Source organism: Streptomyces sp. NPDC048270, assembly GCF_040652335.1.
Classification (GTDB): domain Bacteria; phylum Actinomycetota; class Actinomycetes; order Streptomycetales; family Streptomycetaceae; genus Streptomyces.
Map to the genome: position 1 here is coordinate 119,114 of NZ_JBEZLV010000012.1, position 21,944 is coordinate 141,057.

The window sequence follows — 21,944 nt, forward strand, 5'->3', positions numbered from 1 at the left end:
CCCTCTTTCGGGGTCGAGTCTCAATCATGGTCTGAACGGTCCCGGGGATGACGGGGGGCTCTTGAGCGAGCCCCCCGTCAGGCCCGTCAGACCTCTTCGACGCTGCTCGGCTCGCGCCGGGACAGGTCGATACCGAGCTCCTCCGCCGCGCGGAAGACGTCCTCGTCGGTGTCGCGCATCTCGATGGACATGCCGTCCGAGGACAGCACCTCCACGTTGAGGCAGAGCGACTGCATTTCCTTGATGAGCACCTTGAAGGACTCGGGAATGCCCGGCTCGGGGATGTTCTCGCCCTTGACGATGGCCTCGTAGACCTTCACGCGGCCGGTGACGTCGTCGGACTTGATGGTCAGCAGCTCCTGGAGGGCGTAAGCGGCGCCATAAGCCTCGAGCGCCCACACCTCCATCTCACCGAAGCGCTGGCCACCGAACTGCGCCTTACCACCCAGCGGCTGCTGCGTGATCATCGAGTACGGACCGGTCGACCGCGCGTGGAGCTTGTCGTCGACCAGGTGGTGGAGCTTGAGGATGTACATGTACCCGACCGAGATCGGGTCCGGGAACGGCTCGCCGGAGCGGCCGTCGAACAGACGCGCCTTGCCGGTCGGGAGCACCATGCGCTCGCCGTCGCGGTTCGGGATGGTGTGCTGCAGCAGGCCGGCCAGCTCGTCCTCGCGGGCACCGTCGAACACCGGGGTGGCGACGTTGGTACCGGGAGCGACCTGGTCGGCGCCGATCGCCTGGAGGCGCTGCGCCCACTCGTCCGCCAGACCGGAGACGTCCCAGCCGCGGCTGGCGAGCCAGCCGAGGTGGATCTCCAGGACCTGCCCCGGGTTCATTCGGGACGGGACACCCAGCGGGTTCAGGATGATGTCGACCGGAGTTCCGTCCTCGAGGAACGGCATGTCCTCGATCGGAAGGATCTTCGAGATAACACCCTTGTTGCCGTGGCGGCCGGCGAGCTTGTCACCGTCGGTGATCTTGCGCTTCTGGGCGACGTAGACGCGGACCAGCTGGTTCACGCCCGGAGGAAGCTCGTCGCCCTCCTCGCGGTCGAAGACGCGGACGCCGATGACCTTGCCGATCTCGCCGTGGGGGACCTTGAGCGAGGTGTCACGCACCTCGCGGGCCTTCTCACCGAAGATCGCGCGGAGCAGGCGCTCCTCCGGGGTCAGCTCGGTCTCGCCCTTGGGCGTGACCTTGCCGACCAGGATGTCGCCGGCGACGACGTCCGCACCGATGCGGATGATGCCGCGCTCGTCGAGGTCCGCCAGGACCTCCTCGGAGACGTTCGGGATGTCCCGGGTGATCTCCTCGGGGCCCAGCTTGGTGTCGCGGGCGTCGACCTCGTGCTCCTCGATGTGGATCGAGGAGAGGACGTCGTCCTGCACGAGGCGCTGCGACAGGATGATCGCGTCCTCGTAGTTGTGGCCTTCCCACGGCATGAACGCCACGAGCAGGTTCTTGCCGAGGGCCATTTCGCCCTCTTCGGTCGCAGGACCGTCGGCGAGGACCTGCGCCTCGATGATCCGGTCACCCTCGTTGACGATGACCTTCTGGTTGACCGAGGTGCCCTGGTTCGAGCGGGAGAACTTGGAGACGCGGTACGTGGTGTACGTGCCGTCGTCGTTGGCGACGGTGATGTAGTCGGCCGAGACCTCCTGGACGACACCGTCCTTCTCCGCCTTGATCGAGTCACCGGCGTCGACCGCACAGCGGTACTCCATGCCGGTACCGACGAGCGGCGCCTCCGCCTTGATGAGCGGAACGGCCTGGCGCATCATGTTCGCGCCCATGAGGGCGCGGTTGGCGTCGTCGTGCTCGAGGAAGGGGATCATCGCGGTCGCGACGGACACCATCTGGCGCGGGGAGACGTCCATGTAGTCGACGTCGTCGCCGGCGATGTAGTCGATCTCGCCGCCACGACGGCGGACCAGCACGCGGTTCTCGGTGAAGCGCATCTCGTCGTTCAGGCGGGCGTTCGCCTGGGCGATGACGAAGCGGTCTTCCTCGTCGGCCGTGAGGTAGTCGACCTCGTCGGTGACGACACCCTCGACGACCTTGCGGTACGGGGTCTCGATGAAACCGAACGGGTTGATCCGGCCGTAGGAGGCCAGCGAGCCGATCAGACCGATGTTCGGGCCTTCAGGGGTCTCGATGGGGCACATGCGGCCGTAGTGCGACGGGTGGACGTCACGGACCTCGAAGCCGGCCCGCTCACGGGACAGACCACCCGGGCCGAGGGCGTTGAGACGACGCTTGTGCGTCAGGCCCGACAGCGGGTTGTTCTGGTCCATGAACTGCGACAGCTGGCTGGTGCCGAAGAACTCCTTGATGGAGGCGACGACCGGCCGGATGTTGATCAGGGTCTGCGGCGTGATCGCCTCGACGTCCTGGGTCGTCATGCGCTCGCGCACGACGCGCTCCATACGGGCGAGACCCGTACGGACCTGGTTCTGGATGAGCTCGCCGACGTTGCGGATACGACGGTTGCCGAAGTGGTCGATGTCGTCGGTCTCGACGACGATCTCCCGGCCCGACTCGCCGACCGTCTCGGTCTCACCGGCGTGCAGCTTCACCAGGTACTTGATGGTGGCGATGATGTCGTCGGTGGTGAGCACACCGGCGTCCAGCGGCTCGTCGGCGCCGAGCTTCTTGTTCACCTTGTAGCGGCCGACCTTCGCGAGGTCGTAGCGCTTCGGGTTGAAGTAGAGGTTCTCGAGCAGCGTCTGAGCGGCCTCGCGGGTCGGCGGTTCGCCCGGGCGCAGCTTGCGGTAGATGTCGAGCAGCGCGTCGTCCTGACCCTGGGTGTGGTCCTTCTCCAGGGTGGCGCGCATGGACTCGTACTCGCCGAACTCCTCGAGGATCTGCTCGGTGGTCCAGCCGAGAGCCTTCAGGAGGACGGTGACGGACTGCTTGCGCTTGCGGTCGATGCGGACACCGACCATGTCGCGCTTGTCGACCTCCATCTCCAGCCAGGCACCCCGGGACGGGATGATCTTGGCGGAGAAGATGTCCTTGTCGGACGTCTTGTCGATGGAGGAGTCGAAGTAGACACCAGGGGAGCGGACAAGCTGCGACACGACGACACGCTCGGTGCCGTTGATGACGAAGGTGCCCTTGTTGGTCATGAGCGGGAAGTCGCCCATGAAGACCGTCTGAGACTTGATCTCTCCGGTCTCGTTGTTCGTGAACTCGGCCGTGACGAACAGCGGAGCCGCGTACGTGAAGTCGCGCTCCTTGCACTCGTCGACAGAGTTCTTCGCCGGCTCGAAACGGTGGTCGCGGAAGGTCAGCGACATCGACCCGGAGAAGTCCTCGATCGGCGAGATCTCCTCGAAGATCTCTTCCAGACCGGACTTGGTGGGGACGTCCTGTCCACTCTCAAGCGCCGACTCGACGCGAGACTTCCAGGCAGCGTTGCCGAGCAGCCAGTCAAAGCTCTCGGTCTGCAGCGCCAGGAGGTTCGGAACCTCGAGGGGCTCCTTGATCTTTGCAAAGGAGATGCGCAGCGGGGCGGTGCTGGCACCGTTGTTCGTATTGGTCGAGGCGTTGCGCGAGGCGGCCAAGAGGGGGTCCTTCCGAGGGCTCGGACTCACTACGCGCGTACCGGTCCCAGCTGACACAGAAGACAGACCCCTCCCGAACTGGCCAAAAGACCAGGTCAGGGCGTATCAATCAAGTGTGCTCGAGCGTGGGCATGCCCCTGGCGACGGGCAGGGGGCAGCTAACAGGCAGCGCAAAGGGTCAGTGTAGCCACTTGGCTCACTGATGTCCAGACCAGGTTTCCGGAAACCGGCAACAGGCCTTCCCCACGTCTCTTCACAACAACAACACTGCGGTCCAACGCCACGGCTCTCGTACACAGAGCGCGTATGAGTACTGCCCTCTTCGTAGCCGATCCATACCTCGGATCTCGGATCGGGTCGGATCACATGGGATCGAGCCGATTCGAGCTGGCGACGGGACTGAGAATTGCGCGCCGCGTCCCGTTCGTCAAGGCCCCCTGCTCCGAGCGGATCATCTCCGGACCCTGCTTCGAGGCAACGAAGATCACCCTACTCCCCAACGAGACCAGGGCAAGTCAGGCACTGCCGGTACGCCAAAGGGCGACCACCCTTACGGGTGATCGCCCTTGGTTGGGGCCCTGGAGGGCCCCAGAGGTGTTACTTGACCTCGACAGCCGCGCCGGCGCCCTTGAGGGCCTCGGCGGCCTTCTCGGCAGCGTCCTTGGCGACCTTCTCGAGGACCGGCTTCGGGGCGCCGTCCACGAGGTCCTTGGCCTCCTTCAGACCCAGGGAGGTCAGCTCACGCACGACCTTGATGACCTGGATCTTCTTGTCGCCGGCACCGGTGAGGATGACGTCGAACTCGTCCTTCTCCTCAGCGGCCTCGACCGGGGCGCCCGGGGCACCCGGGGCGGCAACGGCGACGGCCGCGGCGGCGGTGACGTCGAACTTCTCCTCGAAGGCCTTCACGAACTCGGAGAGCTCGATGAGGGTCATCTCCTCGAACTGGGCGAGGAGGTCGTCCTGAGAGAGCTTCGCCATGATGGGCGATCCTTCCACTAATTCGGCAGGTGCCGGATGTATATAGAGGCGGGCGTAACGGCCCGCTACGACCCACGCACTAGGCGGCGTGGATCAGTGCGCGAGCCGAATTACTCGGCACCGCCCTGCTCGGCGAGCTTGACGCGAAGCGCTTCCGCAGTGCGGACGAACTTCGACGGCAGCGCCTGGAAGAGCGAGGCAGCCTGAGACTGCTTGCCCTTGAACGCGCCGGCCAGCTTGCTGAGCAGAACCTCGCGGGACTCGAGGTCCGCAAGCTTCTTGATCTCATCGGCGGAGAGCGCCTTGCCATCAAGGACACCCGCCTTGATGATGAGATTCGGGTTGTCCTTGGCGAAGTCACGCAGGCTCTTCGCCGACTCCACCGGGTCACCGGTGATGAAGGCGACCGCGGTCGGACCAGCGAAGTGCTCGTCCAGCGCGGTGATCCCGGCCTGGTTGGCCGCAATCTTGGTCAGCGTGTTCTTCACCACGGCGTACTGGGCGTTCTCACCGAGCGAACGACGCAGCGTCTTGAGCTGCGCGACGGTGAGACCCCGGTACTCGGTCAGCACGGCGGCGTTCGAGCTCTGGAACGCGTCCGTGAGCTCGGCTACCGCGGCAGCCTTGTCGGGCCTTGCCATAGAGCGTCGGCCTCCTTCCGGGTGATGAGGACCGCTCAGAAGGGGCTGAACAAAACGAAACGCCCCGGCGCAAGCGCACGGGGCGTAAGCTCGACCGAATCACTCCGGGAGCTTCTCCACGAACACCTGCGCAGGACGTCCGCGTCAACGGATCCTTCGGCCACCGCGCCCTTGCGGGCACGGCAACGACCAGCGGTCTTTGGCTTCTGGGGAAGCGTACGTGAAGCGGTCGACCCAAGGCAAATCGCCCCTGGGGGCAGCCCCCGGGAGGGCTCTCGATCGCCTCGGGGCAGCGCCTCAGGAGCGCTTCAGGCCGCCCAGTCCGGCGTCCTTGAGCGTCTGGTCGGCCTCGTCCAGCTTCCGCCGGCTGTCCTGGAGGCTCTCGTCGATGCCCTTCATGACCTCGTCGAAGTCGGCCACCTGGTCCGCGGGCGGTGGGACGACCGGCAGGGCCGTTCCGTAGCCGGAGAACTTCGCCGAGACCTTCGTGGTCCCGTTGTCGATCGTCCGCGCCGTGTCGACGCGGACGGGGAAGCCGTCCTTGCCGATCCACAGGTCCACTTCCAGGCTCGTGACGTCCTTCACCGCCTCGCGGAGGTACTGGCGGTTCGCCTCCTCCATCACCCTGGTGCTCTCGTCCGCCTTGAGCAGGTCCGCGTTGGTGAAGCTGCCCTTGAAGTGCTGGGCCTCGACGCCGTCGGGCTGCTCCGTGCCGACCAGCGCGAGCTTCTCCTGGCCCAGGAGAAGCGCGAGGTACTCGGCGGGGTCGTCGTTGAGCCGGTAGCGGGGCTTGCCGTCCTTGTTCAGGTTCATCTTCATCCAGGACTTGCCGTTCACCGGCTTGTCGCTGTGGGTGTAGATGTCATCGCCGATCAGGATCTGGTCGCCCGCGCCCTCGGGCTGGTCGTAGATCCCCGTGGCGGCCGGGTACCAGCCCTTCGTCCCGGTGATCCGGTCCGTCTTGCCGTCGCCGCCGGTGATGGACATGTCCATCGTGGCGAACTTGGCCGGCACGGTCTTCAGGTACGAGGCCTTCACCACCTCCGCGGGCGTCGGCGCCTTCGCCCCCGTGGCCTTCTCGTCACCCGCGCCGGCCGTGCCGCCCCCGCAGGCCGTGAGGCCGCCGGCGAGCAGTGCGGCCGACACCGCGGCGGCGCCGGCCCGGGTCAAGGCAGCCTTGTTCATTCGTTCTCCCCCATGTGCATGTCCTCGTGGTGCGGTGGTGCTGCGCCGGTCAGGCGCCTTCGCCCGATTCCTTCAGCATCTCGGCCAGGTCGATGACCTGGTCGGCCGGCGGGGCGGCGATCTCGACGGGCTTGTTGACGTCCAGGAACTTGATGGTGACGTCCATCGGGCCGGAGTTGCCGGTGCCCCGGGTGCGGACCTGCTTGGCCTGGTCGGCCTCGTCGATCCAGATGTCCATGGTCATGCTCTTGATGCCCTCGGCCTCGAGCGCCTTGATGTTCTTCTCCTGGCGCTCCTTCGCCTCAGGGGCGGAGGAGGCACTGGCGGCCCGGAGCTCGTCGAGCGTGACGGTGCCGCTGAGGTGCGTGGTCTTCTGGCCGTCGACGGTCTCCTCGCCGACCTTCTTGAGGTCCTTGGAGGTGCCCAGGCTGTCGGCGGTGTCGGCCGGGTTCTGGCCCTGCTGGGCCGAGCCGAGCGAGTCCAGCTGCTTGGCCTGGTCCGGGGCCAGGGTCTTGATGTCGAACTTGAGGTACTTGCCCTCGGAGCCCATGTACATGACGCCGTCGATCAGGCGGATGTCCACCTTCTCCCCCGGCTTCTCCGGCGATTCCATCGACATCGCCATGGCCGTGGTGGGCTTGAGGCGCATGGAGACCTCACCGGAGATCTTCTCCCCCGCGGCTTCGCCGACCATGCTGTAGCGCAGGGAGGTGATGTCCTGCGACTTCTGCTTCGTCTTCTGCAGGAACGCGGCCGGGGCGACCTCGGCCGGCTTCTCCGCGGCCTTGGACGGGGTCGAGGCCGTCGAGGCCGCCGCGCCGGCGTCCTTCTTGCCCTCCTCGCACGCCGTGGCGCCGCCTGCGAGCAGGACGGCGGCCAGGACGGCTCCGACGGTCTTCTTGCGGTACACGTTCATTCGTTTCCCCCTGGTGTGACGGTCTTGTCAGGAGCGACAGTACGTCGGACGACTGACAGTAATCGCACAGGGTTCGCACGGCATGCGAAAAACGGGCCCCCCGCCACCCTGTACAGGGGGCGAGGGGCCCGTTCAGCCACTCAGTGAGCCGTCAGGCTCAGACAGCAGCCGGGTCTTCCTCGACGAGGAGGTTCCGGGTGCGGTTCGGGTCCAGCTGGATGCCGGGGCCCATGGTGGTGCTCAGGGCGGCCTTCTTGATGTAGCGGCCCTTGGCGGCGGACGGCTTCAGACGCAGGATCTCGTCCAGAGCGGCGCCGTAGTTCTCGACCAGCTTGTCATCGGAGAAGGAGACCTTGCCGATGATGAAGTGCAGGTTCGAGTGCTTGTCGACGCGGAACTCGATCTTGCCACCCTTGATCTCGGTGACAGCCTTGGCGACGTCCATGGTGACGGTGCCGGTCTTCGGGTTCGGCATCAGGCCACGCGGACCGAGCACGCGGCCGAGGCGGCCGACCTTGCCCATGAGGTCCGGGGTGGCGACAACCGCGTCGAACTCGTTCAGGCGGTTGCCCTTGGCGATCTCGTTGATCAGCTCGTCGTCGCCGACGATGTCGGCGCCGGCGGCTTCCGCGGCCGCAGCACGGTCACCGGTCGCGAAGACCAGGACCCGGGCGGTCTTGCCGGTGCCGTGCGGGAGGTTCACGGTGCCGCGGACCATCTGGTCGGCCTTGCGCGGGTCGACACCCAGGCGGAAGGCGATCTCGACGGTGCCGTCGAACTTGGTCGTGGAGGTCTCCTTGGCGAGACGGACGGCCTCGAGCGGGGCGTACAGCTTCTCCCGGTCGACCTTGGCGTCCGCAGCGCGGAGAGTCTTGCTGCGCTTCACTTCTGCTCCTGTGTTGTTTCTTCAGGCGTGGAGTCGTGGTGCGGACCAGCGCTTGGTCCTACCACTGGTGGTACTTGAGGGGGCTGGATCAGCCTTCGACGGTGATGCCCATCGAGCGCGCGGTACCGGAAATGATCTTCACGGCGGCGTCGATGTCGTTGGCGTTCAGGTCGGGCATCTTCAGCTCGGCGATCTCCTTGACCTGGGCGGCCGTGAGCTTGGCGACCTTGGTCTTGTGGGGCTCGCCGGAGCCCTTCTCCACGCCCGCGTGCTTCAGGATGAGGCGCGCGGCCGGCGGAGTCTTGGTGATGAAGGTGAAGGAGCGGTCCTCGTAGACCGTGATCTCCACCGGCACGACCATGCCACGCTGCGACTCGGTCGCGGCGTTGTAGGCCTTGCAGAACTCCATGATGTTGACGCCGTGCTGACCGAGCGCGGGGCCGACCGGCGGAGCCGGGTTGGCCGCACCGGCCTTGATCTGGAGCTTGATAAGCCCCGTGACCTTCTTCTTCTTGGGAGGCATTGCTCTCTCCGGGTCCTAGTGAGAGTTTTCAGCCGCCGATCCGGTCATCCGGATGGAGGCATACCGCACCACGATAACGGGTATCGGTGCGGGGCTAAAAACCGAGCAGGTCAGACCGCCCTTTACGGGGCGATCTGACCTGTCCGGAAGCTTTCGCGCAGAAGATCAGTTCTTCTGGATCTGGTCGAAGCTGAGCTCGACCGGGGTCTCGCGGCCGAAGATCTCGACGAGGCCCTTGACCTTCTTCGAGTCCGGGTTGATCTCGTTGATCGTCGCCTGGAGCGTGGCGAACGGACCGTCGGTGACGGTGACCGAGTCGCCGACCTCGAAGTCGAGCACCTCGATCGTGCGCTTGACGGCGGGCGCGGGCAGGCCGGCCTCTTCCGCGGCGGCCTTGGCGGCCTTCTCCTGCGCCTCCGGGGCGAGCATCTTGACGATCTCGTCCAGGGTCAGCGGGTACGGGTCGTACGCGTTGCCGACGAAGCCGGTGACGCCAGGCGTGTTGCGGACGACGCCCCAGGACTCGTTCGTCAGATCCATGCGGACGAGAACGTAGCCGGGCAGCTTGTTCTGCCGGACGTTCTTGCGCTCGCCGTTCTTGATCTGGACGATCTCTTCCTCGGGCACCTCGGCCTGGTAGATGAACTCCTCGACGTTCAGCGAGACGGCGCGCTGCTCCAGGTTGGCCTTCACGCGCTTCTCGTAGCCGGCGTAGGTGTGGATCACGTACCACTCGCCGGGCAGGAGGCGCAGCTCGTCGCGCAGGGCCTGGATCGGGTCGACGGGCTCGGCCTCGGCAGCCTCTTCGGCTTCCTCGCCGGCCTCGGCCTCGACCTCGGCGTCGCCCTCTTCGTCAGCGTCGTCGGCAGCCGCCTCGACCTCGGCGTCGTCCTCGATCTCGACGTCGGCGTCGACCTCGTCCTGGACGTGCAGCGCGGCCTCTTCGGCGGCGCCGCCCGCCTCGACGTCGGCGAGCTCGGCCTCGTCGGGGTCCACAGCGTCTGCCGCCTCGACGATGTCGAGCTCGTCCTCGACGGACTCGACGGAGTCGTGGCTCGCGTTCAGGTTCGGGTCAGACACGGTGGCTGCTTCTTCCTGGATACAAAAGGTGGTGGAACATGCGAAAACGGGCGGCACCCATCAAGGCGCCGCCCTCCGCGGGGATCAGCCGAAGACGAACTTGATGGCTTCCTGGAACCCATAGTCAATCACGGTCACCAGACCGATCATGATGACCACGAAGACAATCACCACGGTGGTGTACGTCGTGAGCTGGTTGCGAGTGGGCCATACGACCTTGCGGAGTTCCGCGACAATCTGGCGGTAGAACAGCGCGAGCCGGCCCAGAGGGCCCTTCTTGCCGCGCTTGCCGCCCTTGCGGGCCTTCTTCTCGCGGGTCTCGTCCTCGGCGTCAGGCATGTCGATGGAGCCCAGGGCGTCCGTCACGTCTCTCACCTGAATCCGGGTCGTGGCCGTACCGCGCCCGGTTGCGCCGCACGGCGTTGCATCGAAGTACGTACCTGCGCACACACATCCGAGAAGGAGTGTGGAGCAGGGCCGGAGGGACTCGAACCCCCAACCGCTGGTTTTGGAGACCAGTGCTCTACCAATTGAGCTACGACCCTTTGCGTCCCCCAACCTACCGCATCCGAGCGAGTGCACGGAGTGCTCACGCTTTGGGCGGTCGGCGAGGTCCAACGACAGGTGAGTGTACGTGAACCGCGCCCTGACGTCGAACAGGATCCCTTCGACCTGCCCCGGCGGCGTCCCGCGGTCCGGTGACTGAAACGTTGTGCGGCACCCGTTTGCCGTCTGGGACGATTGCTCGCATGACCTCTGCAACGCCTTCCTCCGAGCGCCGGGTGTCCGCCCGTATCGGCGCCATTTCCGAGTCCGCCACCCTCGCCGTGGACGCCAAGGCCAAGGCCCTCAAGGCCGCCGGCCGCCCGGTGATCGGCTTCGGCGCGGGCGAGCCCGACTTCCCGACCCCGGACTACATCGTCGAGGCCGCGGTCGAGGCCTGCCGCAACCCCAAGTACCACCGCTACACGCCGGCCGGCGGTCTGCCCGAGCTCAAGGCCGCGATCGCCGCCAAGACGCTGCGCGACTCCGGCTACGAGGTCGACGCGTCGCAGGTGCTGGTGACCAACGGCGGCAAGCAGGCGATCTACGAGGCCTTCGCGGCCATCCTGGACCCGGGCGACGAGGTCATCGTCCCGGCTCCGTACTGGACCACCTACCCGGAGTCCATCCGTCTCGCCGGCGGGGTCCCGGTCGAGGTCGTCGCCGACGAGACCACCGGTTACCGCGTCTCCGTCGAGCAGCTGGAGGCCGCGCGCACCGAGCGCACCAAGGTCGTCCTGTTCGTCTCCCCGTCCAACCCGACGGGCGCCGTCTACACCGAGGCCGACGCCGAGGCGATCGGCCGCTGGGCCGCCGAGAAGGGCCTGTGGGTCCTGACCGACGAGATCTACGAGCACCTGGTCTACGGCGACGCGAAGTTCGTCTCGCTCCCGGCGATCGTCCCCGAGCTGGCCGACCGCTGCATCGTCGTCAACGGCGTCGCGAAGACGTACGCGATGACCGGCTGGCGGGTGGGCTGGATCATCGGCCCGAAGGACGTGGTCAAGGCCGCGACGAACCTGCAGTCGCACGCCACCTCCAACGTCTCCAACGTGGCCCAGGTCGCGGCGCTGGCCGCCGTCTCCGGCAACCTGGACGCGGTCCACGAGATGCGCACCGCCTTCGACCGCCGCCGCCAGACGATCGTGCGGATGCTGAACGAGATCGACGGCGTCGTCTGCCCGACCCCCGAGGGCGCGTTCTACGTGTACCCGTCGGTCAAGGAGCTCCTCGGCAAGGAGATCCGCGGCAAGCGCCCGCAGACCTCCGTCGAGCTCGCCGCCCTGATCCTGGACGAGGTCGAGGTCGCGGTCGTCCCCGGCGAGGCCTTCGGCACCCCGGGCTACCTGCGCCTGTCCTACGCCCTGGGCGACGAGGACCTGGTGGAGGGCATCTCCCGGGTCCAGAAGCTCCTCTCCGAGGCCAAGGCCTAGAGCGGCCCGCGGCACGGTCCGGAGCGGCGCGACCCGGCCGGGTCGCGCCGCTCCGGCGTTCCCGCCCGGCCGCGTCCGGCCCCCGCCGGCGTTCGAGGCGCCCCCGCTCACGCGTACGGGCAAGCCCCCGATCGGTAAAACCCCCTCCCGCCGGGCGCAGCGGTACGGCAGGATCACCAGATGGAGCACGCACGCGATCTCACGCTTCTGCCGAAGGCACACCTCCACCTGCACTTCACCGGCTCGATGCGCCCGTCGACCCTGCTGGAGCTCGCCGACAAGTACGGCGTCCGGCTCCCGGACGCCCTGACCGCCGGTGAGCCACCGAAGCTCCGCGCCACCGACGAGCGCGGCTGGTTCCGCTTCCAGCGGCTCTACGACGCCGCCCGCTCCTGCCTGCGCGAGCCCGACGACATCCGCCGGCTGGTCCGCGAGGCCGCGGAGGAGGACGTACGGGACGGCAGCGGCTGGCTGGAGATCCAGGTGGATCCCACCTCCTACGCCCCCCTCCTCGGCGGGATGATCCCGGCCGTCGAGATCATCCTCGACGCCGTGGACACCGCCTCCCGCGACACCGGCCTCGGGATGCGCGTCCTCATCGCCGCGAACCGGATGAAGCACCCCCTCGACGCCCGCACCCTGGCCCGTCTCGCCGTCCGCTACGCCGACCGCGGAATCGTCGGCTTCGGCCTGTCCAACGACGAGCGCCGCGGCATGGCCCGCGACTTCGACCGGGCGTTCGCCATCGCCCGCGAGGGCGGCCTGCTGGCCGCCCCGCACGGCGGCGAGCTCACCGGCCCGGCCTCCGTGCGCGACTGCCTCGACGATCTGCACGCCTCCCGCATCGGGCACGGCGTGCGGGCCGCCGAGGACCCGCGCCTGCTCAAGCGGCTCGCGGACCGGCAGGTCACCTGCGAGGTCTGCCCGGCCTCCAACGTCGCCCTGGGGGTCTACGAGCGCCCCGAGGACGTCCCGCTGCGCACCCTCTTCGAGGCCGGGGTGCCGATGGCGCTGGGCGCCGACGACCCGCTGCTGTTCGGATCCCGGCTCGCCGCCCAGTACGAGATCGCCCGCCGCCACCACGCCTTCACGGACGCGGAGCTCGCCGAGCTGGCCCGCCAGTCGGTGCGCGGCAGCGCGGCGCCGGCCGACGTGCAGGAGAAGCTGCTCGCGGGGATCGACCACTGGCTCACCGGGTGAGCCGCAGGTCCCCCTCGTAGCAGTCGGCCCGCACCCGGTGCCCGCCCTGGAAGCCGATCTCCAGATGGGTGCGGCCCTGTGCGGGCACGGCGAACTCGGCGACCGAGGCGACGGTCTCGCCGACGTGCCGCAGGAAGGGGTGGTCGCCGAGGTCCTCGCCGACCTCGATGCGGCCCCACTCCCCCATGTCGTACGGCTCGTGCGGCGCGGCCGACTCGACGATCAGGCACTGGTCGGAGCCGGTGGTGATGCGGATGGAGTCGCCGACGCTGTCGATCAGCCAGACGTCGAGGGGAGCCTCGGAGCGCTCGCCGTCGCTGATGTGCCAGGACGCGACGACTCTGCTGAGCGTGCGCCCCACGAGGCGGGTGGGGTCCGTACCGGCCCCGTGCCGGGGACAGAGCATGGGCGGCCGGGGCTCCTCAGATGCTGACGCCGACCGTCACCGGCTCGTTGACCAGGGTGACGCCGAAGGCCGCGTGGACGCCCGCGACGACCTCGCGGGCCAGGGTGAGGAGGTCCTCGGTGGTGGCCTCGCCGCGGTTGGTGAGGGCGAGGGTGTGCTTGGTGGAGATGCGTGCGGGGCCGGTGCCGTAGCCCTTGGTGAAGCCGGCCTTGTCGATCAGCCAGGCCGCGCTGGTCTTCGTACGGCCGTCGCCGGCGGGGTAGGCGGGCGGGGCGGTGTCGGGGCCGAGGCGGTCCTGGACGCGGGCGAGGAAGGCGGCGTAGGCCTCGTCGGTCAGGATCGGGTTGTGGAAGAAGGAGCCGGCCGACCAGGTGTCGTGGTCGGCGGGGTCGAGGACCATGCCCTTGCCGGCGCGCAGCCGCAGCACGGTGTCGCGGGCGGTGGCGGCGGGGACCCGGTCGCCGGCCTCCACGCCGAGGGCGCGGGCGGTCTCGGGGTACTTGATCGGCGCGGAGAGCCCGCCGGCGTCCTCCAGGGCGAAGCGCACGCGCAGGACCACGTACCGCTCGGGCTGGTGCTTGAAGAGGCTGTCGCGGTACGAGAACGCGCACTCGGCGGCGGACAGCGTGACCGTCTCGCCGCGGGTGCGGTCGTAGGCGACGACCTCGGTGATGGTGTCGCAGACCTCCTGGCCGTACGCCCCGACGTTCTGGATCGGGGTGGCGCCGGCGCAGCCGGGGATGCCGGCGAGGCACTCGATTCCGGCGAGGCCGGCTTCGACGGCTCGGGCGACGGCGTCGCTCCAGTTCTCGCCGGCGGCGAGCTCCAGGGTGGTGCCGGTGAGGGTGAAGCCGGTGGTCGCGATGCGCAGGGCGGTGCCGTCGAATCCCTGGTCGCCGATGACCAGGTTGCTGCCGCCGCCGATGACGAGGAGCGGGGTTCCGCTCTCGTCCGCGGCTCGGACGGCGGCGACCACCTCGGCGTCGGTGGTCGCGGTGACCAGCCGGGCGGCGGGGCCGCCGAGGCGGAAGGTGGTCAGCGGGGCGAGGGGGGCGTCGTGGAGTTCCTGCACGTGGACAAGAGTACGGTCCGTGCCCCTCGCGTCCCGGCGGGGCCACGGACCGTGACTCAGTAGGCGGTGCCCTGCTCGGCCAGACGGCGCTCCGCCTCGGCCCAGGCGATGGGGAGCCCGTCCGCCCGTACGGTCCAGAAGGTGAAGGCCGACTCCTTCATGAACCCGGCGGCGGCCCGGGAGCTGGAGCGGTGCGGCTCGCTGCGCGCGAACCGGTAGAGCGCGTCGCGGTCCTCCCAGGCGGAGAGGGTGAGGAAGGTCCGGCTGAGGACGCGGGCCCGCAGGGCCACCCCGTGCGCGCCGGGGGCCTTGCGGATCTGGCCGATGATGCCGGGGGCCTTGAGGAAGAACCGGACGGCTCCGGTGAGGGTGGCGGTCTCGAAGCGGGAGGCCATGACGTAGACCTCGGCGTCGGGGGCCGCCTGGACGGGGGTCGACCAGGGGATGTCGGGCATGACGGGCACTCCTTCTGGGTCTGGGTCGGGGTCTGGGGCGGGTGGCCGCACGGCTTCGGGGGCCGGACGGCTGCGGGCCCGGCGGCGGGACGCGGTGTCAGCGGGCTGCGGGGACCTTCGCCGTGCCGGGCGCGGAAGGCACGTCGGCGGCGGGGGTGCGGGAGGGCTTCGGCCGGCCCGGGAGCAGCAGGGCGAAGGCGGCGGCCAGGGCGACCGCGACGGCGCCGATCCACAGGGCGGGGATGGTGCCGTCGGTGAAGGCCTGCGGGGACTCGTAACCGCCCTGGGCGGCGAAGACCGAGGCGAGGACGGCGACGCCGAGGGCTCCGCCGACCTCGCGCAGGGCGGTGTTGGTGCCGGAGGCCTTGCCCTGGTCGGCGGGGGTCACGGTGGACATCAGCACGTTGGAGGCGGGGGCGAAGTACAGCCCCATGCCGATGCCGCTGATGATCAGCGCCGGGAGCTGGGCGGCGTACGAGACGTCCGCGGTCAGGATCGCGGCGAACCAGCCCAGGCCCAGGGCCTGGAGGGCGAGCCCGACGGCGATGACGGGGCGTCCGCCGATGCGGTCGGAGAGGATGCCCGAGATCGGCGCGACGATCATCGGCATGCCGGTCCAGGGCAGCATCCGCAGGCCGGCCTCGGTGGGCGAGTAGCCGGCGACGCCCTGGAGGAACTGGCTGAGCAGGAAGATCGAGCCGAACATGCCCAGGAACATCAGCAGGCTGGCCGCGTTGATCCCCAGGAAGCCCCGGTTCCGGAAGAGCCGCATGGGCAGCATCGGGTTAGCGCTGCGGATGCCGTGGTGGACGAAGCCGCCGACGAGCGCGGTTCCGGCGATCAGGCCGGTGAGCACGGGGGCGCTGGTCCAGCCCTCGGCGTTGGCGTTGACCAGGGCGTAGACGATGCCGAAGAGGCCGCCGCTGATGAGCAGGGTGCCGGGGATGTCCAGGCGGGAGTCGGGGGCGGTGGACTCGGCGAGGCGCAGGCGGGCGAGCGGGATCAGGGCCAGGCCTATCGGCACGTTCAGCCAGAAGATCCACTGCCAGGAGATGTGCTCGGTGAGGCTGCCGCCGATGAGGGGGCCGCTGGCGACGGCGAGGCCGGTGACGGCTCCGTAGATCCCGAGGGCCATGCCGCGGCGGGCTGCCGGGACGGCGGCGGTGAGCAGGGTCAGGGTGAGCGGCATCATGATCGCGGCGCCGACGCCCTGGACGGCGCGGGCGGCGATGAGCGCGTCGATGCCGGGCGAGAGGGCGGCCGCGGCGGAGGCTCCGGTGAAGATCGCGAGGCCTATGACGAACAGCCGGCGGCGCCCGAAGCGGTCCCCGAGGGCGGCGCCGAACATCAGGAGGACGGCGAAGGTGAGGGTGTAGGCGTTCACCGTCCACTCGAGGTCCTCCAGCCGGCCGCCGAGGTCCTCGCGGATGGCGGGCAGGGCCGTGGTGACGACGAGGTTGTCGAGGGCGGCCATGAAGCTGGCGACGCCGGTCAGTACGAGGGCCCAGACGGCGGGCCCTCGGAGCTTGGTGTTCGTGCCTTGCGTGTTCACGATTCCCCCTGCGGTTGTTAGTTATTGCTGACTAACTTTCGTGCGCATGAGTGACCCGCCGAAACAGTCGGCGCACCTCACACCTCCAGGCGCCCCTTGGCGCGGGCCGAGGGATACAGCCCCTCCCAGACGCGGTGCTCGGGCGGGAAGCCCATGGCCGCGAGGGTGTTGATCAGCATCCCGTACGCCATGAAGGTCGTGGTCTCGCCCGGGTCCCCGCCGAACGGCACGCGGACCGTGTCCCAGAGCTCCATCCAGCCCTTGCGGACGAGCTCCCCGAGCTCGCGGTCCCCGGCCGCCTCGGCGGCGGCGACGGTGACGTACATCTGCAGCTGCATCTGGAGCTTGTCGGGATCCTCGGAGATGAGCCGGGTGTAGGCGTTCGCCATGGCCTGCGTGGCCTCTTCTCCCTGCAGCCCCTCGCCGGCGGCGGCCATCACCTCGCGGGTCTCCCACAGGCAGCGCTCCGCGGCGGCGAGGAAGATGGCCAGCTTGTTCGGGAAGAGCCGGAAGAGGTACGGCTGGGAGACCCCCACCCGCTTGGCGATCGCCTCGGTGGAGGTCCCGTAGTAGCCCCCGCGGGCGAACTCGTGCATGGCCGCCCGAACGACGCTCTCGCGCCGCTCCTCCGCGCTCATTCTTGGCATGCTTTTCAAGTTAGTGCTCAATCACTAACTACGCAAGGGGGGATCGTTCGCGGGTCCCGAGCCGGGGGGGCGGGGGCGCGGGGGCTCGCGCGGGCGGGGGCGGGGGCTAGGGGCGGGGGCGGGGGGTCGGGGCGGGGCGGGGCGGGGCGCGCGCAGGGGCGGGGGCTCGGGGTCGGGGGCTCAGGGGCCGGGGCTCAGGCGCGGCGGGGGCTAGGGGCGGGGCGCGTGCAGGCACGGGGGCTTGGGGCGGGGCTCAGGCGGGGGCGGAGGCGGGGGCGGGGGCTTGGGCGCAGGCGGGGCTCAGGCTCAGGCCGGGGCTCGGCCGGGGCTCGGCGCCGCCGGCCGGGGCGGGGCTCAGGGGACCAGGCCTCAGGCGCGGGCGGGGGCGGGGGCGCGGGCGGGGCTCAGGCCGGGGCGCGGCCGGGGCTCGGGGCCGCCGGCCGGGGCGGGGCTCAGGGGCCGGGCCTCAGGCGCGGGCCGGGGCGCGGGCGGGGCTCAGGCTCAGGCCCGGGGCGCGGCCGGGGTCGGGGCGGGGCTCAGGGCCGGGGCTCAGGCGCAGGTGGGGGCTAGGGCGCAGGCGGGGGCTTGGGGCGGGGGCGCGGGCGGGGCCCAGGCCGGGGCCCGGCCGGGGCTCGGGGCCGCCGGCCGGGGCGGGGCTCCCCCGTTGCCGAGAGCCTCGCCGCCCCCGTCCCGCACCCGTCAGGCGAGTGCGACCACCGCGCGGGACATGCCCAGCACCTTCTGGCCGGCGCTCATGGCCGTCAGGTCGACGCGGACGCGGTTGTCCTCCAGCTTGGCCGCGACCTTGGCGGTGACCTCGATCAGGCCGCCCCGGTCGTCGTTCGGGACCACGACGGGCTTGGTGAAGCGCACGCCGTACTCGACCACCGCGCCCGGGTCGCCGACCCAGTCGGTGACCACGCGGATCGCCTCGGCCATGGTGAACATGCCGTGCGCGATCACGTCCGGCAGCCCGACCTCCTTGGCGAACTTCTCGTTCCAGTGGATCGGGTTGAAGTCGCCCGAGGCGCCTGCGTACCGCACCAGCGTGGCGCGCGTCACGGGGAAGGAGGCCGCGGGCAGCTCGGTGCCGACCTCGACGTCCGCGTACTGGATCTGCGCTGCCATGTCAGGCCTCCTCGGGGGCGCGGGAGACGAGCTTGGTCCACGCCGTCACCACGTGCTCGCCGGTCTCGTCGTGGACCTCGCCGCGGATGTCGATGATGTCGTTGCCCGCGAGGGACTTCACTGCCTCGATGGTCGAGGTCACGGAGAGCCGGTCACCGGCCCGCACGGGGCGCGAGTACGCGAACTTCTGGTCGCCGTGCACGACGCGGCTGTAGTCCAGCCCCAGCTGCGGATCCTCGACGACCTGGCCGGCCGCCGCGAAAGTGATCGCGAACACAAAAGTCGGCGGGGCGATCACATCGGGGTAGCCGTACCCCTTGGCGGCTTCGGGGTCGGTGTACACGGGATTGGCGTCACCCACGGCGACCGCGAATTCGCGGATCTTCTCCCGGCCGACCTCGTACGGATCGGTAGGGGGGTAACTCCGCCCCACGAAGGACTGGTCGAGAGCCATGACTCACTACCTCCTGGTGAAGGGACACGAAAGACACAAAGACGGTGTGGCTTCAGGCACCCGCCCGCCCGCCGATGCGTGCGGAAACGACACGAGGCCGCCCCCCAAAGAAGGGGACGACCTCATGATGGTGCCTGTTATTCGAGACTTCGCTGGGGTCAGCGGGTCTCGCGGTGCGCGGTGTGCGAGTTGCAACGCGGGCAGTGCTTCTTCATCTCAAGACGGTCCGGGTTGTTACGCCGGTTCTTCTTGGTGATGTAGTTCCGCTCCTTGCACTCCACGCAGGCCAGCGTGATCTTCGGGCGGACGTCGGTGGCAGCCACGTGAGTGCTCCTTGACGGACTATGGGACGGATGAACGCATAAAAGAGTAGCCGATCGGGAGACCGACCCCGCAATCGGCTACTGTGTGTAGCGGCGACCGGACTTGAACCGGTGACACAGCGATTATGAGCCGCTTGCTCTACCGACTGAGCTACGCCGCTTTGATGTGATCAGTTCCCCACCCGAGGGTGGGGGACCTCTCTCACCAGAGCCCCAATGCGGAATCGAACCGCAGACCTTCTCCTTACCATGGAGACGCTCTACCGACTGAGCTATTGGGGCGAGCGATGAAGACATTACACGGTTGCCCGCCGATCGCCCAAATCCTTTGCGGGGACCGGGCTCCGAGGGGGTCCGGATGCCTTTCTCGATCAGCCCGAAGGGGGCTCACAGGCCACTTCGGGCCCGGAATGTGTGCGGGCTCACACTTCGTCACCCGCGTACGGGGCCCGCTCGCGGCCGGCCGGCTCCGCCGGAGCGTGCGCCCGTGCGCTGCGGCGCACGGGCACCACACCGGTACGACTATTGCGCTCTTCCGCGAAGCGGGGTGCGCCGCGCCCTAGGCTCTGAGCACGCTGCGTGATCTTGGGCCGCGGGCCGCGGCCACGGCCCAGGACCGCCCGAGCCACCGCAGGAGCGCGATGTCCGACAGCCAGCCGCAGCAGCCGTTCCAGTCCCCCCGCAGCGGCCGCGGCGAGGGCGGAGGACACGGACCCGCACACGGCCCCTCCCAGAGCCCCTCCCGCGGGCGGAGCCACCTCCCCGACGACGACCGGGACCGGGACCGGGACCAGAGTGGCGGCCGGGTAGAGAGCGACGGCCGGGGCCAGAGCGGCGGCCGGGGCCAGAGCCAGAGCCCGGGCCGGAACCCCGGCCCGGGCCTCGACGACGGCCGGCACCACAGCCGCTCCCAAAGCCGCTTCCAGGGCCCTTCCGCGGACCCTGCCCACGCCCATGGCCGCGCCCACTCCCCCGACCGCGGCCACGCGCCCGCCGCCGAGGCCACCACCCTGCTGCTCGCCGGGGCCCGCCTCACCGACGGCCGGACCGTGGACGTCCGGCTCAGCGGCGGCCGGATCCAGGCCGTCGGCACCGCGGGCAGCCTCCCCGCTCCCGCCCTGTCCCGGGTGGACCTCGGCGGGTACCTGCTGCTGCCCGCCCCCGCCGAGCCCCACGCCCACGGGGACACCGCCCTGACCGCCGACGGCGAGGGGCCCGTCTCGTACACCCCCGACGAGGTCCAGCGCCGGGCCACCGAGGCCGCCCTGCTTCAGCTCGGCCACGGTGCGACCGCCGTGCGCTCGCACGTCCGGATCGGCGACGTGCACGGCCTCGGCCCCATGGAGGCGGTGCTCCAGGCCCGCCGCTCGCTGCGCGGGCTCACCGACCTGACCACCGTCGCCGTACCCCGGCTGCTGACCGGGGTGGCCGGCGCCGACGGGCTGGCGATGCTCCGGGACGCGGTCAAGATGGGCGCCTCCGTGATCGGCGGCTGCCCCGACCTGGACCCCGACCCGACCGGCTTCCTCGAAGCGGTGCTGGAACTCGCCGACGAGCACGGCTGCCCCGTGGACCTGCACACGGACGGTGACGACCCCGGCCGTTTGGCCCGGCTCGCCGCGATGGCCGGCGGGCTGCGCCCCGGGGTGAGCATCGGCCCCTGCGGAGGCCTCTCCCGGCTCCCGCTGGACGTGGCGGCCCGCGCCGCCGACCAGCTGGCCGCGGCCGGGGTACGGGTGACCTGCCTCCCCCAGGGCGACTGCGCGGCCCTGGAACGCCGCGGCCTGCGCACCGCCCCCGTACGCCTGCTGCGGGCCGCCGGGGTCCGGGTCACGGCCGGCAGCGGGGCACTGCGGGACGCCGGAAACCCGGTCGGCCGCGGCGACCCGCTGGAGGCGGCCTACCTGCTGGCCTCCCAGGGCGGCCTGCGGCCGGGCGAGGCCTACGACGCGGTCAGCGCCGCCGCCCGGGAGGCCATGGGCCTGCCGGAGGTGCGGGTGGAGGCCGGTTTCCCGGCGGAGCTGCTCGCCGTGCGCGGGGACCGGATCGCAGGCGTGCTGTCCCTCGCGTACAGCCGGATCGTGATCCACCGGGGACGGGTGGTAGCCCGTACGAGTGCGGTGCGGGAGTACTGCGACTCGGCCGTCGCCGTGGCCCTGGACCTGCCCCGGCAGGGCCGTACGGAGCCCGGCCCGTGAACTCCGCCGGGCGTTCGCGGGCGCCGCGGCCCGGCTCGTCGTACGGTCGGGACATGCGCATCGTCATCGCGGGTGGACACGGTCAGATCGCGCTGCGGCTGGAGCGACTGCTCGCCGCGCGCGGGTACGAGGTCGCGGGGATCATCCGCGACCCGGCGCAGGGCGACGACCTCAGGGAGGCGGGCGCCGAACCCGTGCTGTGCGATCTGGAGTCCGCCTCGGTGGAACACGTGGCGGGGATCCTGCACGGTGCGCAGGTGGCGGTGTTCGCCGCCGGAGCGGGTCCGGGCAGCGGGATCGGGCGCAAGGACACCGTGGACCGGGGCGCGGCGGTGCTGTTCGCCGACGCGGCCGAACGGGCCGGTGTACGGCGCTTCCTGATGGTCTCTTCGATGGGCGCGGACGCCCGGCACGAGGGGGACGAGGTCTTCGACGCCTACCTCCGGGCGAAGGGCGAGGCCGACGACCACGTCCGCACCCGGCTGGGCCTCGAGTGGACGGTCCTGCGGCCCGGCTCGCTGGTCGAGGACGCGGGGACGGGCCTGGTCCGCCTGGAGGTGCGGACGGGCCGCGGGTCCGTCCCGCGCGACGACGTGGCGGCGGTGCTCGCCGAACTGGTGGAGACGCCGGCGACGGCCGGCCTGACCCTGGAGCTGGTCTCCGGTTCGACCCCGGTCGCGGTGGCGGTCAAGGACGTTGCGGGCAACTGACGCTGAGCCGTCGTCGGCTGCCCGCCCGCCGTTCCGCGCCCG

Annotated in this window: 21 protein-coding genes and 3 tRNA genes; 4 read left to right on the plus strand and 20 right to left on the minus strand. The window is 70.0% G+C overall.

Annotation, left to right across the window (positions count from 1 at the left end; all coding sequences use genetic code 11):
- Window positions 1-86: 86 nt before the first annotated feature.
- The 10 genes from rpoB to AB0D66_RS13810 all read right to left on the minus strand — a co-directional run bounded on the left by rpoB (window position 87) and on the right by AB0D66_RS13810 (window position 10,326).
- Window positions 87-3,569, minus strand: a complete 3,483-nt coding sequence (gene rpoB, locus AB0D66_RS13765) for a DNA-directed RNA polymerase subunit beta (RefSeq protein WP_362301471.1) — start codon at window positions 3,567-3,569, stop codon at window positions 87-89.
- A 597-nt stretch (window positions 3,570-4,166) separates the two neighbouring features.
- Window positions 4,167-4,550 (minus strand): 50S ribosomal protein L7/L12, encoded by a 384-nt coding sequence (gene rplL, locus AB0D66_RS13770; protein WP_362301474.1) that lies wholly within the window; start codon window positions 4,548-4,550, stop codon window positions 4,167-4,169.
- 110 nt (window positions 4,551-4,660) lie between these two features.
- A complete protein-coding gene (rplJ, locus tag AB0D66_RS13775) occupies window positions 4,661-5,191 on the minus strand; it encodes a 50S ribosomal protein L10 (protein ID WP_355410197.1) in 531 nt (176 codons plus the stop codon).
- Window positions 5,192-5,488: 297 nt separating this feature from the next.
- Window positions 5,489-6,376, minus strand: a complete 888-nt coding sequence (locus AB0D66_RS13780; RefSeq protein ID WP_362301478.1) for a hypothetical protein — start codon at window positions 6,374-6,376, stop codon at window positions 5,489-5,491.
- A gap of 49 nt (window positions 6,377-6,425) precedes the next feature.
- Window positions 6,426-7,292, minus strand: a complete 867-nt coding sequence (locus AB0D66_RS13785; RefSeq protein ID WP_362301481.1) for an LppX_LprAFG lipoprotein — start codon at window positions 7,290-7,292, stop codon at window positions 6,426-6,428.
- 157 nt (window positions 7,293-7,449) lie between these two features.
- Window positions 7,450-8,178, minus strand: coding sequence for a 50S ribosomal protein L1 (rplA, locus tag AB0D66_RS13790; RefSeq protein WP_327383773.1), 729 nt, complete (start codon window positions 8,176-8,178; stop codon window positions 7,450-7,452).
- An 88-nt stretch (window positions 8,179-8,266) separates the two neighbouring features.
- Entirely contained in the window at window positions 8,267-8,701 is a 435-nt protein-coding gene (gene rplK / locus AB0D66_RS13795; RefSeq protein WP_069921505.1) for a 50S ribosomal protein L11, read from the minus strand.
- A gap of 165 nt (window positions 8,702-8,866) precedes the next feature.
- Window positions 8,867-9,781, minus strand: a complete 915-nt coding sequence (gene nusG, locus AB0D66_RS13800; RefSeq protein WP_362301486.1) for a transcription termination/antitermination protein NusG — start codon at window positions 9,779-9,781, stop codon at window positions 8,867-8,869.
- Between the two features lie 84 nt (window positions 9,782-9,865).
- Window positions 9,866-10,147 (minus strand): preprotein translocase subunit SecE, encoded by a 282-nt coding sequence (gene secE, locus AB0D66_RS13805; RefSeq protein ID WP_030825982.1) that lies wholly within the window; start codon window positions 10,145-10,147, stop codon window positions 9,866-9,868.
- A gap of 106 nt (window positions 10,148-10,253) precedes the next feature.
- Window positions 10,254-10,326 (minus strand) — tRNA-Trp (locus tag AB0D66_RS13810).
- Window positions 10,327-10,530: 204 nt separating this feature from the next.
- On the opposite strand from AB0D66_RS13810, the gene AB0D66_RS13815 reads away from it, so the two are divergent.
- Both AB0D66_RS13815 and AB0D66_RS13820 read left to right on the plus strand, forming a co-directional pair.
- Window positions 10,531-11,757 (plus strand): pyridoxal phosphate-dependent aminotransferase, encoded by a 1,227-nt coding sequence (locus AB0D66_RS13815; protein ID WP_362301490.1) that lies wholly within the window; start codon window positions 10,531-10,533, stop codon window positions 11,755-11,757.
- A gap of 180 nt (window positions 11,758-11,937) precedes the next feature.
- Window positions 11,938-12,957 carry an adenosine deaminase gene (locus tag AB0D66_RS13820; protein ID WP_362301493.1) on the plus strand — a complete coding sequence of 340 codons (1,020 nt, stop codon included), beginning with the start codon at window positions 11,938-11,940 and terminating at the stop codon, window positions 12,955-12,957.
- On the opposite strand, the gene AB0D66_RS13825 is transcribed toward AB0D66_RS13820, so the two are convergent.
- From AB0D66_RS13825 to AB0D66_RS13870, 10 genes are all read right to left on the minus strand, one after another.
- Window positions 12,947-13,363, minus strand: coding sequence for a hypothetical protein (locus AB0D66_RS13825; protein WP_362301496.1), 417 nt, complete (start codon window positions 13,361-13,363; stop codon window positions 12,947-12,949). The genes AB0D66_RS13820 and AB0D66_RS13825 overlap by 11 nt on opposite strands.
- Window positions 13,364-13,379: 16 nt before the next feature.
- Entirely contained in the window at window positions 13,380-14,495 is a 1,116-nt protein-coding gene (locus AB0D66_RS13830) for a UDP-N-acetylmuramate dehydrogenase (protein ID WP_362301599.1), read from the minus strand.
- On the minus strand, window positions 14,492-14,890 hold the full coding sequence (locus AB0D66_RS13835; protein ID WP_362301499.1) for a DUF3291 domain-containing protein: 399 nt from the start codon (window positions 14,888-14,890) through the stop codon (window positions 14,492-14,494). Before AB0D66_RS13835 ends, AB0D66_RS13830 begins: the two co-directional genes overlap by 4 nt.
- Before the next feature lie 97 nt (window positions 14,891-14,987).
- Window positions 14,988-16,442, minus strand: coding sequence for a DHA2 family efflux MFS transporter permease subunit (locus tag AB0D66_RS13840; RefSeq protein ID WP_362301502.1), 1,455 nt, complete (start codon window positions 16,440-16,442; stop codon window positions 14,988-14,990).
- Window positions 16,443-16,519: 77 nt separating this feature from the next.
- Window positions 16,520-17,089 carry a helix-turn-helix domain-containing protein gene (locus tag AB0D66_RS13845; protein WP_362301505.1) on the minus strand — a complete coding sequence of 190 codons (570 nt, stop codon included), beginning with the start codon at window positions 17,087-17,089 and terminating at the stop codon, window positions 16,520-16,522.
- Window positions 17,090-17,788: 699 nt separating this feature from the next.
- On the minus strand, window positions 17,789-18,217 hold the full coding sequence (locus tag AB0D66_RS13850; RefSeq protein WP_362301508.1) for a MaoC family dehydratase: 429 nt from the start codon (window positions 18,215-18,217) through the stop codon (window positions 17,789-17,791).
- A 1-nt stretch (window position 18,218) separates the two neighbouring features.
- On the minus strand, window positions 18,219-18,671 hold the full coding sequence (locus AB0D66_RS13855) for a MaoC family dehydratase N-terminal domain-containing protein (RefSeq protein WP_215144055.1): 453 nt from the start codon (window positions 18,669-18,671) through the stop codon (window positions 18,219-18,221).
- A 158-nt stretch (window positions 18,672-18,829) separates the two neighbouring features.
- On the minus strand, window positions 18,830-18,994 hold the full coding sequence (rpmG, locus tag AB0D66_RS13860) for a 50S ribosomal protein L33 (RefSeq protein ID WP_003956487.1): 165 nt from the start codon (window positions 18,992-18,994) through the stop codon (window positions 18,830-18,832).
- A gap of 88 nt (window positions 18,995-19,082) precedes the next feature.
- Window positions 19,083-19,155: transfer RNA gene (locus tag AB0D66_RS13865), tRNA-Met, on the minus strand.
- 48 nt (window positions 19,156-19,203) lie between these two features.
- A tRNA-Thr gene (locus AB0D66_RS13870) sits at window positions 19,204-19,276 on the minus strand.
- Window positions 19,277-19,635: 359 nt separating this feature from the next.
- Here AB0D66_RS13870 and AB0D66_RS13875 point away from each other — a divergent pair.
- Both AB0D66_RS13875 and AB0D66_RS13880 read left to right on the plus strand, forming a co-directional pair.
- Complete coding sequence (locus AB0D66_RS13875; protein ID WP_362301511.1) at window positions 19,636-21,192, plus strand: amidohydrolase family protein; 1,557 nt, start codon at window positions 19,636-19,638, stop codon at window positions 21,190-21,192.
- A 53-nt stretch (window positions 21,193-21,245) separates the two neighbouring features.
- A complete protein-coding gene (locus AB0D66_RS13880; protein ID WP_362301514.1) occupies window positions 21,246-21,902 on the plus strand; it encodes an SDR family oxidoreductase in 657 nt (218 codons plus the stop codon).
- Window positions 21,903-21,944: the final 42 nt, after the last annotated feature.

Coding starts and splice junctions, on each gene's coding strand:
- rplL (WP_362301474.1), bottom strand. CDS start 4,550: ATGGCGAAGCTCTCTCAGGACGACCTCCTCGCCCAGTTCGAGGAGATG.
- rplJ (WP_355410197.1), bottom strand. CDS start 5,191: ATGGCAAGGCCCGACAAGGCTGCCGCGGTAGCCGAGCTCACGGACGCG.
- AB0D66_RS13780 (WP_362301478.1), bottom strand. CDS start 6,376: ATGAACAAGGCTGCCTTGACCCGGGCCGGCGCCGCCGCGGTGTCGGCC.
- AB0D66_RS13785 (WP_362301481.1), bottom strand. CDS start 7,292: ATGAACGTGTACCGCAAGAAGACCGTCGGAGCCGTCCTGGCCGCCGTC.
- rplK (WP_069921505.1), bottom strand. CDS start 8,701: ATGCCTCCCAAGAAGAAGAAGGTCACGGGGCTTATCAAGCTCCAGATC.
- AB0D66_RS13815 (WP_362301490.1), top strand. CDS start 10,531: ATGACCTCTGCAACGCCTTCCTCCGAGCGCCGGGTGTCCGCCCGTATC.
- AB0D66_RS13820 (WP_362301493.1), top strand. CDS start 11,938: ATGGAGCACGCACGCGATCTCACGCTTCTGCCGAAGGCACACCTCCAC.
- AB0D66_RS13825 (WP_362301496.1), bottom strand. CDS start 13,363: ATGCTCTGTCCCCGGCACGGGGCCGGTACGGACCCCACCCGCCTCGTG.
- AB0D66_RS13835 (WP_362301499.1), bottom strand. CDS start 14,890: ATGCCCGACATCCCCTGGTCGACCCCCGTCCAGGCGGCCCCCGACGCC.
- AB0D66_RS13845 (WP_362301505.1), bottom strand. CDS start 17,089: ATGCCAAGAATGAGCGCGGAGGAGCGGCGCGAGAGCGTCGTTCGGGCG.
- AB0D66_RS13850 (WP_362301508.1), bottom strand. CDS start 18,217: ATGGCAGCGCAGATCCAGTACGCGGACGTCGAGGTCGGCACCGAGCTG.
- AB0D66_RS13855 (WP_215144055.1), bottom strand. CDS start 18,671: ATGGCTCTCGACCAGTCCTTCGTGGGGCGGAGTTACCCCCCTACCGAT.
- AB0D66_RS13875 (WP_362301511.1), top strand. CDS start 19,636: ATGTCCGACAGCCAGCCGCAGCAGCCGTTCCAGTCCCCCCGCAGCGGC.
- AB0D66_RS13880 (WP_362301514.1), top strand. CDS start 21,246: ATGCGCATCGTCATCGCGGGTGGACACGGTCAGATCGCGCTGCGGCTG.